The sequence below is a fragment of the Hafnia sp. HMSC23F03 genome, from assembly GCF_001816025.1.
Lineage (GTDB): Bacteria > Pseudomonadota > Gammaproteobacteria > Enterobacterales > Enterobacteriaceae > Hafnia > Hafnia paralvei.
Map to the genome: position 1 here is coordinate 349663 of NZ_KV824233.1, position 14404 is coordinate 364066.

The 14404-nt window shown below is 51.2% G+C and carries 9 protein-coding genes and 1 pseudogene; all 10 read left to right on the forward strand.

Going from position 1 to position 14404, the window contains the following annotated elements; genetic code table 11:
* Positions 1-44: 44 nt before the first annotated feature.
* A complete protein-coding gene (gene tssB / locus HMPREF3091_RS16405; RefSeq protein ID WP_004095606.1) occupies positions 45-545 on the forward strand; it encodes a type VI secretion system contractile sheath small subunit in 501 nt (166 codons plus the stop codon).
* A 25-nt stretch (positions 546-570) separates the two neighbouring features.
* On the forward strand, positions 571-2124 hold the full coding sequence (gene tssC, locus HMPREF3091_RS16410; RefSeq protein WP_004095605.1) for a type VI secretion system contractile sheath large subunit: 1554 nt from the start codon (positions 571-573) through the stop codon (positions 2122-2124).
* A 17-nt stretch (positions 2125-2141) separates the two neighbouring features.
* A complete protein-coding gene (gene tssK / locus HMPREF3091_RS16415; RefSeq protein WP_070717104.1) occupies positions 2142-3491 on the forward strand; it encodes a type VI secretion system baseplate subunit TssK in 1350 nt (449 codons plus the stop codon).
* A complete protein-coding gene (gene tssL / locus HMPREF3091_RS16420) occupies positions 3488-4147 on the forward strand; it encodes a type VI secretion system protein TssL, short form (protein ID WP_004095603.1) in 660 nt (219 codons plus the stop codon). The genes tssK and tssL overlap by 4 nt, the downstream gene beginning before the upstream one ends.
* Before the next feature lie 12 nt (positions 4148-4159).
* On the forward strand, positions 4160-5854 hold the full coding sequence (locus HMPREF3091_RS16425; protein WP_070717106.1) for an OmpA family protein: 1695 nt from the start codon (positions 4160-4162) through the stop codon (positions 5852-5854).
* An 88-nt stretch (positions 5855-5942) separates the two neighbouring features.
* Positions 5943-6434, forward strand: coding sequence for an Hcp family type VI secretion system effector (locus tag HMPREF3091_RS16430; protein WP_004095601.1), 492 nt, complete (start codon positions 5943-5945; stop codon positions 6432-6434).
* A gap of 207 nt (positions 6435-6641) precedes the next feature.
* Positions 6642-9344: a type VI secretion system ATPase TssH gene (tssH, locus tag HMPREF3091_RS16435; RefSeq protein ID WP_070717109.1), complete on the forward strand. Its 2703-nt coding sequence runs from the start codon at positions 6642-6644 to the stop codon at positions 9342-9344.
* A complete protein-coding gene (locus HMPREF3091_RS16440; protein WP_070717112.1) occupies positions 9338-11866 on the forward strand; it encodes a type VI secretion system Vgr family protein in 2529 nt (842 codons plus the stop codon). Before tssH ends, HMPREF3091_RS16440 begins: the two co-directional genes overlap by 7 nt.
* A 17-nt stretch (positions 11867-11883) precedes the next feature.
* Positions 11884-14133 carry an ATPase gene (locus tag HMPREF3091_RS16445; RefSeq protein ID WP_070717115.1) on the forward strand — a complete coding sequence of 750 codons (2250 nt, stop codon included), beginning with the start codon at positions 11884-11886 and terminating at the stop codon, positions 14131-14133.
* Between the two features lie 11 nt (positions 14134-14144).
* Positions 14145-14404 (forward strand): annotated as a pseudogene (locus tag HMPREF3091_RS22920) (formylglycine-generating enzyme family protein); the annotation flags it as partial.

Below are 14404 nucleotides of genomic sequence, written 5' to 3' on the forward strand. Positions count from 1 at the left end.
ACGACTGGCAGTTATCCTTAATTTTCAGTTGTAAGGGACAGTAAATGGCTTCATCAAGTTTCCAAAATGAAGTACCCAAGGCTCGTGTAAATATCAAATTGGATTTACATACAGGTGGGGCGCAGAAAAAAGTTGAATTACCTCTGAAATTACTGGTAATGGGCGATTACAGCAACGGTACAGAACAACGTCCACTTTCAGAACGCAGCAAAATCGATATTAATAAAAACAACTTCAACAGCGTACTCAGCGAATTCCAGCCAAGTATTAAAATGGCCGTCCCTGATACTTTAGCGGCAGATGGAACAGATACCGCAGTGTCTCTCACTTTCAATGACATGAAAGATTTCGAGCCTGAACAGGTTGCCCGCCAAATTCCTCAGCTACGTGCTCTTCTCGCCATGCGTAATCTGCTGCGCGATCTCAAATCTAACCTACTGGATAACGCAACTTTCCGCCGTGAACTCGAAAACATCCTCAAAGATGACGCGCTGAGCGATGAACTTCGTACGGAACTGGCGGCGCTGGCGCCAAAAGACTGTTAATTACTGGTTTGGATAAGAGAAGGAAATGCTGATGTCTGTACAGGAAAACAAAGCACAAGGTAATGCTACCGCTGTGTTGGAACACGAAGCACCAATCATGCAGGGCGTTTACGCGTCGTTGTTTGAGAAAATTAATCTCAATCCGGTCTCTTCAATGACCGATATCGAAACCTTCCAAAACAATGAAGGCCTTGCAGAAGCCTCTGCTGATGAGCGAGTGACCGCTGCCGTAAGCGTCTTTTTAGACTTACTCAAACAGTCTGCACAAAAAGTGGAAAAGCTGGATAAAACCCTGCTGGATGGCCACATTGCAGCGCTTGATGCCCAAATTAGCAGCCAATTAGATGCGGTAATGCATCATCCAGATTTTCAACGCGTGGAATCCACATGGCGCGGTGTTAAGTCGCTGATTGACCAAACAGATTTCCGCCAAAATGTGCGTATTGAACTGCTAGATGTGAGCAAAGATCATCTGGCACAGGATTTCGAAGACGCGCCAGAAATTGCGCAAAGCGGCCTTTATTCTCATACCTACATTCAGGAATATGATACCCCAGGCGGTGAGCCTATTGCGGCAACGATTTCTAACTACGAGTTTGGCCGTGGCCCGCAAGATATCGCTTTGCTACGCAACATCTCCAAAGTGGCCGCCGCGGCACATATGCCGTTTATCGGTTCCGTAGGCCCCGCGTTCTTTGGCAAAAACACCATGGAAGAAGTGGCTGCCATTAAAGATATTGGCAATTACTTTGACCGTGCTGAGTATCTGAAGTGGAAATCTTTCCGTGAAAGCGACGATGCGCGCTATATCGGCTTAACAATGCCGCGTGTGTTAGGACGTTTACCCTATGGTCCAGATACTATTCCCGTGCGCAGTTTTAATTACGTAGAAGAAGTCAAAGGGCCGGATCACGAGAAATATCTGTGGACCAACGCTTCGTTTGCCTTCGCCGCTAACATGGTGAAAAGCTTTATCAACAACGGCTGGTGTGTGCAGATCCGCGGGCCGCAGGCGGGCGGGGCTGTCACCGATTTACCTATCCACCTGTACGATTTAGGGACGGGTAATCAGGTTAAAATCCCATCAGAGGTGATGATTCCGGAAACTCGCGAATTTGAATTCGCTAATCTGGGCTTTATCCCACTCTCTTATTACAAAAACCGTGATTATGCGTGCTTCTTCTCTGCCAACTCCACGCAAAAACCGGCGCTGTATGAAACGCACGATGCCACGGCCAATAGCCGTATTAATGCGCGTTTGCCATACATCTTCCTGCTCTCGCGTATTGCTCATTACCTGAAACTGATCCAGCGCGAAAACATCGGCACAACCAAAGATCGTCGTTTACTTGAATTGGAGTTGAACAACTGGATCCGTGGTTTGGTTACGGAAATGACCGATCCCGCAGATGATTTGCAGGCTTCGCATCCTCTGCGTGACGCCAAGGTAACCGTTGAAGACATCGAAGATAACCCTGGTTTCTTCCGCGTGAAACTGTTTGCCGTACCGCATTTCCAAGTTGAAGGAATGGATGTGAATCTGTCTCTGGTTTCGCAGATGCCTAAAGCCAAAGCTTAATCGGGACGGATTTGAAGATGAAAATTGACCGTCCGTTATGGGCTGCCGGGACATTATTGTCTCCGCAGCAGTTCCAACAGCAGGCTCGCTGGGAAGCGTACACCAATGAGTGTATTGCTCGCCTCGCGTTGGTCCACCCTTGGGGGATCATGGCGGCTGAGTTCGACAAGGACGCATTACGGTTGGGCAAACTGAAAGCGGATCGCATTTGCGTCCGCTTTCAGGACGGTACGCTGCTGGATACCGAAAGGGCAGACGTGTTGCCACCTGCGCTGGATTTGGCGCAGGTGCTGCCGGCGACGGCACAAAGTGCCACGCTGCTGCTGGCACTGCCGCTTGAGCACGCCAACGGCGGCAACTGCCTGCCAACGGATGCCAAAGCCGATCGCCCGATTCGCTATCGTCAGGACTGGGCCTCAGTGCAGGATATTTTGGGTAACGATACGGAGTCAATGGCTGTAGCCCGCTATGCGCTTACGCTGCGCTTGGATGGCGATGAAAACGGCGATTACCTCACGTGTCCTGCGGTGCGTTTAGTGCGAGATGTTCAAGGCGTATGGGGCGTTGATCCGCAGTTCGTACCGCCGCTGTTGCAGTTTGGCGCACATGCCGCGCTGATTAGCTATCTGGATCGTTTGCTGACTCAGCTCCACGCTAAACGTACTCGCCTGATGGGAATGCGCCGAGAAAGTAATCAACGCATGGCCGATTTTGCCGTGGCGGATGTATCGCTGTTTTGGCTGCTCAATGCGCTTAATAGCTATGAACCTGTGCTGAATGATTTTCTGGCTCATCCAGCCCTGCATCCGGAGCTGGTGTATCGCGAACTGGTCAAACTTGCGGGCGCACTGCTGACATTTTCCCTCGAACATGACATGGACGCTATTCCTGCCTATGACCACGCGCGTTTAGGCGCGGTATTCCCGCCGCTATTCAGCCTGATTAGCACCTTGCTCGAAGCGAGTCTACCGTCGCGTGTCATTACGCTTGAGCTGGAAAAAGTCCGTCCAAATCAGTGGCAGGCTGCATTGAACGACGCACGTCTGCGCGAAGAGGCAGATTTCTATCTTTCAGTTCGCTCCGCGCTACCGGCTCACCTGCTTCAAACCCAGTTCCCGCTGTTATGCAAAGTCGGTGCGCCTGACGACGTCAATAACCTGATTAACGTTGCCTTAAACGGCGTTCCGCTGATCCCACTCAGCCATGTACCTGCCGCCATACCGCTGCGTTTGGAGAATCAGTATTTCGCATTGGATCTCAACCATCCAACGGCGACGGCGATGCTGGCTTCGGGGTCTTGTGCGTTCTACGTACCGGGAACGTTGTCTGATGTGCAACTTGAACTGTATGCGGTGCTGAGAGCATGAGTAAAGAGACAGTCATTGATATAGACGAATTGCTACAAGATACCTGGTTGCTGGTGGTTCAACTGCGCCAAGGTGTCCCTGTAGAGCACGGGCAAAGCTTATGGCAGCACTGCACCAAGAGCATTGAACGCACCCAGCAGGTACTGAAAGACGCAGGTATGCATCAAAAAGCGATTGACCACATTCGCTATGCGCAGTGTGCGTTGTTGGATGAGACGGTGTTAGGACGACCTCAGGATGATGGTTATTCGGCGTGGCACGCTATGCCACTTCAGGCGCATTTTTTCCACACCTTACAGGCAGGGGAATTGCTGTATGAGCGTATGCGAGAGGTATTACGTGAACCTTCGCCCAATATGGCTGTGCTGACCTGTTTTCATCGTGTGCTGATGCTGGGATTCCGTGGGCGCTATGGCGAAAACGAGACACCTGAGCGTCAACAACTGGTGGCTGAACTGAGCCAGCGCGTCAAACCGCTGGATGTGGATCAAAGCGCGCCGCTGCTGGTCAATGCCGCCGCTTCGCGTCGCTACCGCTGGCTGCATTCGCGTTGGGTTCACGTTGCCGCTGCTGTGGTGGTTTTGGCCGCTGTTTGGTGGGGATTCCACAGTTATCTAACGGCGCTGGTCACGACGCTGTTACCCAGTAAGCCATAAGGGATTGATGACATGAGTACCACCTACAAGCGCGCCCTTTGGGCATGGGGCGGATTGCTCGCGCTGTTACTGTGTCTATTTTGGCTACCGCTCACGCTGTTAGGGCTGATTATCACCATTGTGGTGGTGTTACTGATCGTGGCATTCGGATGGAAGCGTGCGGCGCGTATTGATGCCCATGTGCTTGACGTGTTAACCGATTTGCCACCTGAACATTTTCGGCATCCGGTAGTGGTGGTGTGTGGCGATAACCTTGATGCGCTGTTTGGTTCCACGCAAATGCGCGAAACGCCGCGAGGCTGTTATTTACGTTTACCCGTAGATCTACGGTTAGCCGATTTTGTGGACTCTGTGCTGGCACAACGCGCGGGCTGGAGTGAGCAAATCAGCGTAATGCGAGTGATTAATCCCCAGCAACAGGTTGATGCCGCGGTATTGGCGGGGCAGATGCGCGAGTTCTGTTATCAGGTATCCCGCGTGAGCAAACTGTGTGGCAGCCAGACGTCCGTGCTGCTGACCAGCTATTTGGCACTGCCAAAATCTCATGTTCCTGATGAGTGTTGGTTCGAGTGGGTGGCGGGAGAGACTGAGTGCAGCGTCGGTATTGGTCGTTTTGCTCCGCGCTCGCTGATTGATTGGCTGGCAGCTCATCGCAGCGATGAGGGAGAAGCCCAGCAAGCTGAACGCTTCCAGTGTGCGGTAACGGTAAAAAGCTGGCGCGCGTGGATGTCTGAGTTTGTCTTACCGCACTGCAGGCGCCAAGAGCATTCGGCTGCGGCTTGTCGTCCCGTTGCGGTTGCGTTATCCCCAGTTTCCGCTTTAGGCATGGCGGAGCATTCGCTCTGGCAACAATGGCTGGCAAGCAAAACCACGTTAACCGATGTTGTCGGCGTGAGTTCGGCGTCTGCGGCAACGTTAGCGTTTCCAGACAGGCTATTCCGTTTGCTGCCCCAGCAGTCTGGTTTTACGCCGCTGCATCGTGCGCAGGCGATCGGTATTGGGTTATTTACCTTGGCCGCGATTGCTGCGTTGGGGAGTTCAGCATGGCATAACCGCCAGCTACTGCGTCAGGTCAGTGATGATATTCAGCGCTATAACGCTATTCGTATGACCGATTTTATCCCGAAAAAACAGGCCGTTGATGTTTTGATTCAGGACGAAATCCAGTTGGATAACCACTATCGGCAGGGCGTGCCGCTACGGATGGGGCTCGGGCTGTACCCCGGTGAGCGCTTGCGCCAACCGCTACTGACGACGATTGCCACCTATGTGCCTCCGCCGCCGGAGAAAGTCGAACAAAAAGCCAAGGTCGTTATACCGAAGGCCGTGCGTTTAGACAGCCTGTCTCTATTTGATACCAATAGTGCGCAGCTGAAATCGGGTTCGACCAAAGTGCTGGTAACGGCGCTGGTGGATATAAAAGCCCAGCCGGGCTGGCTGATCGTGATTGCTGGGCACACAGACTCTACCGGCAATGCCCAGCGCAATCTGGCGTTATCTCAGGCGCGAGCCGAGGCGGTGCGCGATTGGATGCGCAGCATGGGAGATATTCCGGTGACCTGTTTTGCGGTGCAAGGCTATGGTGCCAGCCAGCCTATTGCCAGTAATGAAACCGACGCGGGCCGAGCGGCTAATCGTCGGGTAGATATTCGTCTGGTGCCAGAGGCGGGAGCCTGCAAGCTGCCCGCCAAGGCATCAGATTTTTAACCAGCCGCCAAGTTCGGCGGCTTACAACAGTGTACTTATCAGCACCCCAAGTACGGATAAGTACCTCCCCAGTAACAAGGAGTTTTACATGGCAATTCCAGCATATCTGTGGCTGAAAGACGACGGCGGCGCAGACATTAAGGGTTCAGTAGACGTACAAAAGCGTGAAGGCAGCATCGAGATGGTGGCGCTGGAACACTCTCTATACATCCCAACGGATAACAACACCGGCAAACTGACCGGTACACGTATCCACACTCCTCTGGTGTTCACCAAAGAAGTCGATGCATCAAGTCCTTACCTGTACAAAGCCGTGACTTCCGGCCAGACCCTGAAGTCTGCCGAAATCAAATGGTACAAGATCGATGACGCTGGTCAAGAAGTGGAATACTTCAATACCAAACTGGAGAACGTCAAAGTCGTAAAAGTTGCGCCAAAAATGTGGGATATCAAAGATCCTTCTAAAGAGAAACACAACCATCTGGAAGAGGTTGAGTTCCGTTACGAGAAGATCACTTGGACCTTCAAAGACGGCAACATCATCCATTCAGATTCTTGGAATGAGCGCGCTTCAGCGTAATACCTCAGGCAGGCGGGAAACCGTCTGCCTTTTCGTTTTTCTGCTCAGCGCCAAAGCGGCATCGTTCGGGCTCTGAGCACAACAACGAACGGATTTAAACAATTTAATTTGATGACCTTATGGGCCTTGGTTTCCTAGCACGGAAAACGGCTATGGGCGGTAGCGTGCCTAATGAGGGCTACGGGCTTAAATGGGAGAGAGAATGTGATGGGAAATAATTCAGCAAGCTTACTGCGTCGGTTAAATCCATATTGTGCTCAGGCACTGGCTGCCGCCGCAACCTTATGCCAGACCCGTGCCCATGCGGAAATCACGGTAGAACACTGGCTACTAAAGCTGTTAGAGCAGGGCGAAGGTGATATTACGGTGATCGCTCGCCGCTATGAATGGGATATGGACGGCCTATGGCAGGGATTGCTGGATCATTTAGAGCGTCTTCCACATACCATTCAGGGAAAACCGCAGCTTTCCGACAAACTTCAGCAACTGATCAAACATGCGTGGCTAGATGCATCGTTGCAGGAGAATACCGACGCCGTGCGTTCCGCACATCTGCTTGCCGCGTTAATCAGTAAGCCTAACTTACTGGCGACGGATGCCGTTTGGCCGCTGCTGAGTATTAGCACCACACAGCTTTCCCGTTTGTTACCGCTGCTAGACGCCCAGTCAGAAGAGCGCCCTGAATTGCAAACTGGGCTGCAACATCCTCAACAGTCATCCGCAGCTAATACCGAATCGGCTTCTAATGAACCGAGCACCAGCGGTGTTTCGCCGATGCAGGAAGCGCATTTGGCGGTGCTCAACAAGTTTACCCTCGATGTGACCGAAAAAGCGCGATCCGGTAGCATCGATCCCGTCTTTGGGCGCGATATGGAAATCCGCCAGATGGTGGATATTCTTTCTCGCCGCCGCAAAAATAATCCGATTCTGGTTGGTGAGCCGGGTGTAGGTAAAACCGCACTGGTAGAAGGATTGGCGCTACGCATTGCCGAAGGCAACGTCCCTGATAGCTTAAAAACCGTTAGCGTACGCACATTAGATCTCGGTTTGTTACAGGCGGGCGCGGGCGTGAAGGGCGAGTTCGAACAGCGTCTGAAAAACGTCATCGAGGCCGTACAGCAGTCGCCAGAGCCTGTCTTACTGTTTATCGATGAAGCGCACACCATCATTGGTGCGGGCAATCAGGCCGGTGGTGCCGATGCGGCTAACCTGCTGAAACCGGCGCTGGCACGCGGCGAATTACGCACCATTGCCGCCACCACGTGGTCTGAATACAAACAGTATTTCGAACGCGACGCCGCGTTAGAACGCCGTTTCCAGATGGTTAAAGTGGACGAGCCCGACGATGAGATGGCGTGCCTGATGCTGCGTGGCTTGAAAGAGCGCTACGCCACCCATCACGGCGTGCATATTCAGGACGCTGCGGTGAAAGCGGCAGTCACGCTGTCGCGCCGGTATATCACCGGACGACAACTGCCGGACAAAGCCGTTGATCTACTCGACACCGCCAGCGCGCGTGTACGTATGAGCTTAGACACCGTGCCAGAACAGCTCACGCAGATGAATGCACAACTCGCGGCGCTAGAGATGGAAAAACAAGCGATTGAACAGGATCTGGTGTTCAGCAGCGGTGCAGATATTGAGCGCCTGAGTGCCATTGATAAGCTCAGCGTGGAATTGCAACGTCAGCAAGCGGCGCTCGATGCTCAATATCAACAAGAGCGCGAACTTACTCAGCAATTGCTCGAAGTGCGTCAAGACATCAGCCGTCAGTCCGAACGCGCCGCGATTCAGCAACAGCTCAGCGAACTACAGGGCAACCATCCACTGCTTTCTCTCGACGTTGACGTGCGTACCGTAGCCAATGTGATTGCTGACTGGACAGGTGTTCCGTTAGGTAGCCTGCTCAAAGACGAACAGACCAGCCTGCTTCAGCTTGAGCATCAGCTCGGCGAGCGGGTTATCGGCCAACAGGCGGCGTTAGGTGCCTTGGCTCAACGTCTACGAGCGGCTAAAACCGGTTTAACCTCAGAAAACGGCCCGCTCGGCGTATTTCTGCTGGTCGGCCCAAGCGGTGTAGGGAAAACAGAGAGCGCATTAGCGCTGGCCGATGACCTGTTCGGCGGCGAAAAATCGCTGATCACGATTAATATGTCCGAGTACCAAGAAGCGCATACCGTTTCTCAGCTTAAAGGCTCGCCTCCGGGCTACGTGGGTTATGGTCAGGGCGGGATTTTGACCGAGGCGGTACGCAAGCGCCCGTACAGCGTGGTGCTGCTCGACGAAGTTGAGAAGGCACATCGCGACGTTTTAAACCTGTTCTATCAGGTATTCGACCGTGGCTTTATGCGCGACGGCGAAGGGCGCGAGATCGATTTCCGCAATACCGTGATTTTAATGACCGCCAACCTCGGCAGCGATGAGCTGATGGCGTTGTTAGAGCAGCAGCCGGAGGCCACGGATAGCATGCTGCACGAGCTGCTGCGTCCGATCCTGCGCGATCACTTCCAGCCTGCCTTACTGGCGCGTTTCCAAACGTTAATCTATCGCCCGCTAGACGCCGTGGCGCTCCGCCGCATTGTGGCAATCAAATTAGGGCAGGTGGCGAAACGCCTTCAGCGTCACTATGGACTGACTTGCCATATTGAAGAGAGTTTGATGGATACGCTGGTGGCGGCCTGCCTGCTGCCGGATACCGGCGCGCGCAACATCGACAGCTTGCTCAATCAACAGATCTTACCGGTGCTTTCTCAGCAGCTATTACAGCGTTTAGCTCAGCAGCGAAAACCCAACAGTCTGACGCTGGGTTTCAACGACGAGGAAGGTATTACGCTGGATTTCGGTGATGAACACAACGGTGAAGCTGATACGGATTGCTCGGTTACGACGGAAGCGAGGGTGATATGTTAAATACTGCTGCTCAACTGATGTTCGATCACAGCCACCATGTGCTGAAAGTTTGGGACAACACGGCTCCGCTAGATGTGTTGGCGTTTACCGCTGAAGAGCATCTCAGCCAGCCTTATCGCTACACCATCGAATTCACCAGCTCGGCCAAAGACATCCAGCCCGCGCAGATGCTGATGCAGGACGCCACATTCACCCTGAACGCTACGCCGAATGCGTTGGCCTCCTTAGGTGCCGCGTTGTCGATGACGCCGCCGATTATGCAGGCGCTGCGCACGGTGCACGGGGTGATCCAGAGTTTTAAGCGTCTTTCTACTTCGCGGGACGAAAGCCGCTACGAAGTCACCCTCGTACCACGTTTAGCGTTGTTGGCGAAAAGCCATCAGCATGCGATTTATCAAAACCTTTCGGTGCCGGAAATTGTAGAAAAGATCTTGCGAGATCGCCACGGCTTCAAAGGGCAAGATTTCCTGTTCACGCTGGCGCACACCTATCCCAAACGTGAACTGGTGATGCAGTACGGGGAAAATGATCTGCAGTTTATCAGCCGCCTGCTGGCTGAAATTGGCATCTGGTTCCGCTTCACGGCCGATCCCAAACTTAACATCGACGTTGTTGAATTCTATGACGATCAGCAACACTACCAGTTTGGCACCAGCCTACCGCTGCGTAATCCGTCGGGCATGAATGACGTTGGCGTCGAATCAGTGTGGGGCTTAACCAGCGCTCATCAGGTGGTGGAAAACCGCGTCACCACCCGAGACTACAACTATCGCCAAGCTCAATCGTGGATGGACGGCGACGTTGACGTCACCCGCGGAGACAAAACCACCTACGGCGAAGCCTATCACTACGCCGATAATTATCTGTCGGCAGGCGATAAAAACAGCCCGCAGCCTGAGACGGAGAGCGGTGTCTTCTATGCCCGCCTACGCCATGAACGTTATCTTAACCAGCAGACCCTGTTACATGGCTTCACCACCTCAGCGGCGCTGTCGCCGGGGCAAGAGCTCAAAGTTGACGGTGACGCGCCTGAGGCGTTCCGCCAAGGTGCGGTCATTATTGGTATCAGCAGTAAGGCGCGTCGCGACCAAAGTTATGAAGTAGAATTCACCGCCATCCCATATTCTGAAAACGTCTGCTTCCGCCCAGAACCCACCGCCAAACCGGTGATGGCGGGCACGATTCCGGCGCGCGTCACCAGCACCGTGGTGAACGACACCTATAGCCACATCGACAAAGATGGCCGCTACCGCGTGTCGTTTGATTTTGACCGTGACGAATGGCAGGCCGGCTGCGAAAGCCTATGGGTACGCCAAGCGCGCCCGTATGCCGGTGACACCTACGGCTTACACGCTCCGTTGCTGGCGGGTACCGAAGTGGCGATTGCCTTCGAAGAGGGCAACCCTGACCGACCGTACATCGCCTACGCGCTGCACGACTCCAAACACGGCGACCACGTCACGCTGCAAAACTACAAACGCAACGTGCTGCGTACCCCCGCCAACAACAAACTACGCCTCGACGACGAACGTGGCAAAGAGCACATCAAACTCAGCACCGAATACGGCGGCAAAACCCAGCTCAACCTCGGGCATTTGGTCGATAGCCAAAAACAGCAACGCGGCGAAGGCTTCGAACTGCGCACCGACGACTGGGGCGCGATAAGGGCGGGCAAGGGGATTTTCATCAGCGCCGACGGTCAGCCGAAGGCGGGTGGGAAGGTGTTGGAGATGGGGGCGGCAATAGGCCAGTTACAAAGCGCACTAGAACTAGTGACTGCGCTTGCTCAGAGTGCAAAAGTTTCAGGCGCACTGGATGCAGATATTGCCTCGCAGCAAAAGTTAAGCAGCGTAATTAACCAACTGAGCAGCTCAGGTTTATTAGTGTCGGCCCCTGCAGGGATGGCCTATACCACCCCTAAAAATATTCAGATGTCAGCAGGTAAGACTGTCACCACGACTGCGGGTGAAAATATCGATTTTAGTATTTTTAAACGTTTTACCGTTGCTGCGGGGGAAGCAATCAGTCTGTTTGCCCAAAAAATGGGGATGAAATTATTTGCTGCGCGAGGGCCAATTTCAATTCAGGCACAAACAGACGCAATGACCCTTCAGTCAGATCAAATGATGAGTATCAATAGCGTCAGTGGTGAAATCGTCGTTAACGCCGCTCAGGGGATCACCTTAGTCAGCAAAGGTGCCTATATCAAAATTAAAGATGGCTCTATAGAGATTGGTGCACCTGGCACAATAAAACTCAAAAATGACAATATTAGCTGGGGTGGAACAGCCTCCTTAAGTGCAGCGTTGCAACCCATGTCTGTTGAAGATCCCGCATATAAATATCCAATGCAGGGTGGTTTTCAGGTTATTGATAAAACGACTAGCGAGCCTAAGGCCTATATCCCATACCGCATTGAGACCGACGATGGAAGCGTGTTACGCGGTGTTACTGATAAGAATGGGTTTACCCAGAGCCATTATGGCATTGACCCACAAAACATTAAGCTGTTCTTCGAATAACAGGGAGGATAACGAGCATGAGTGAGAATAATAAGCCGGTTTCTCAGGCACAACTGGATAAAAAAGAAAATAACATTATTACAGTGGAACATGAGTCTGTAGATACCTATTTTATTACCGGCACTCAAGAGCTGATATTGCTCACCGCAGAGGCATCAAAACAATTAGATGAACATGCACGCGAAATCATGACCTGCGTGGATGAACACCACAAAGCCAGCGAGAATTATTCGGCGGCGTTGGAGAACTATGGCAAGGTTTACTCACAACCAGAAAAGTCGGCGGAGCTAGCTAATCTTGAAAACGAAGTAGTTGCCGCAGAAAAAATATTGCAAGAGAAAAAGGATGCACTGCAAAGTACGTTAGGTGATTTTGAAGCCACAGGCACCGGTTATAAAGAGGTAGTTGAGCTCATTCCTATCGCAACAAAAAAGAAACCAGGTAGCAAGCGTGGAGTAGGAAGTCGTTATGCTTTCGTCAAGAAAGGCTACATCGAGAAATTAGGCGTAGGTGTGCGGCATAAAGTTAAAATCACAGGTAAAGATAAAGCGTCGGCATCAGAAAGCATTTTTACTCGCGACGGTAACAAAAATATTAAAGGAATTAATACACAAAAAATAAAGAATCAGCTTAAAGAACTCGACTCTGATAATACTGGGATTAAATATTTCTCTGCTGAGGATATAGGTAAAGTAGATAAAACCTTAACAGACTGGGCTGATAGCTGGAATACTAGTTTGGCGAGGGCTAACGAAACTGAAGTAAATGCAAATATAGATGTATCTGCTGGCGCTCAATTTCTTCGTTTTACCTCTAATTCGGGCGCATCCGGCGAATGGGATCCCTATGATGGTAAACTCAGTTTCAAAGTTGAACACAGTTCTGTGCTTTCGATTGCCTCGGGTACCGTAAGTGCGAAATTCTATATGCCAGATAGAATAGGGTGGCCTTTGAAGTATGCTGCGGAAGATAGAGTAAAACCACTGGATATGGGGATGCTACGGGTTTATTTTGAAACGTCGCTGATTGGCTTTGCTGGCGCTTCGGCGCAGGTTGAATCGCAAATACAAGTAACAACCATTGGAACGAAGCAGGTCGTTATGGGTATTCGTGAGCCACAGCTTCCTCGTTTTCGTCAGCGTCGCGCGACTGGTGCACAGTTTCATAATGCACGCAAAGGTGAGAATGAAGATGAAGGGCTGACAGCATCTGCCGAAATATTTGGTGGCGCGAAAGCCACACTTAAACTTGCTGGTGGGGTGCAGTGGCTACAGCCGAAAGCTTTGACTGAGTATCAGGGAAAAACGGGTGAGAAGGCTAAAGCGGCGGCTGAGTTTGTCGATTTCTGCTCAATCTCTGAGAGCTTAGTGGGCATGGCTGGGCTTGGAATTGGTGGTACTTTTAAATGTGATTTTGTTAATGGCCGTTTTTGTTTCAAAATAGCCGCCAGTCTGTGTGTGGGCGTGGGTGCAAAAGGCAGTTTTGAGGCCGCGGTGGATTATGACAAATTGTCCGATTTTGGCGGGTGGCTGATTTATCAACTGTATGGATTGGACTATGCGTTTTTTGAGTTGGTGACTGAGCGAGCGTTTAGTACCTTTAGCAAGGTGTGCGTCATGATGTTCACAGATAAAAAGGCTGTTATAGAGAAATCGCTCAAAAATCTTGAAGCTACAGTGGAAACGATAGATGCTAGCTTCACATTGTTTGTGGAATCAATTGAGAATGGTTTAAAAGAATCGAAAAAAAGAAATCAATTGGCATTAAACATTATTTCTTGCAAAGAGAAGCTACTTAGTTATCCCCCTGAAGCTAAAGGTATACTTATTTACCTGCTCACTCGTCATGGGATAGCAGATCATATCGACACTGATAACCGAGGGAATAAGATTATTCCTGATATCTACAGTGACAGAAAGGATGCCATAATAATAATTTTAGAAAGTATTCAGACTCAAAAAGAATGGTTTGAGGTGTTTAGTCATTGCACCGCGGATGGAAGCTCCTTATCGGTAGGGAATCCTGCATTAAAGTATATGGTATCTCAAAAACAAATGAATAACCTGAGAGATTTTCTACAAGAAGGTATGAATAGGGATCATGAAATGGAGACGATTTACAGACGTCTTAGAGTGATCCCTGCATGGGGGTATCCATTGGCATGGAATAACAGCGAAGCGTACCGACTCTATAATGGGATTAATCCTTTATACTCCAAGTCTGCTATGTTTTCACCATCCAGTGAATTTCCAGAAATGACAGCTTAGTTGAGGTTTTTATGCGTAGTTTTTACAAGGTTTCCTGCTTAAGTTTTTTGGTTTTTTTTATTAACGGATGCGATCAAACAGCCGCCGACACGAAGACAGATGATAGCCGTGAAGCAGAGCTGAATACTATTATTAATAAAGTAAAATCAGAGCTGGTTTACGTTAAAGGCGGCGAGTTTTTGATGGGGGATTTTGGTGAGCAATATGGCAAAGAGCATTTGCCCTATGATGCGAATTCAGACAGTAAGCCCCTGCATAAAGTGGAGCTAAC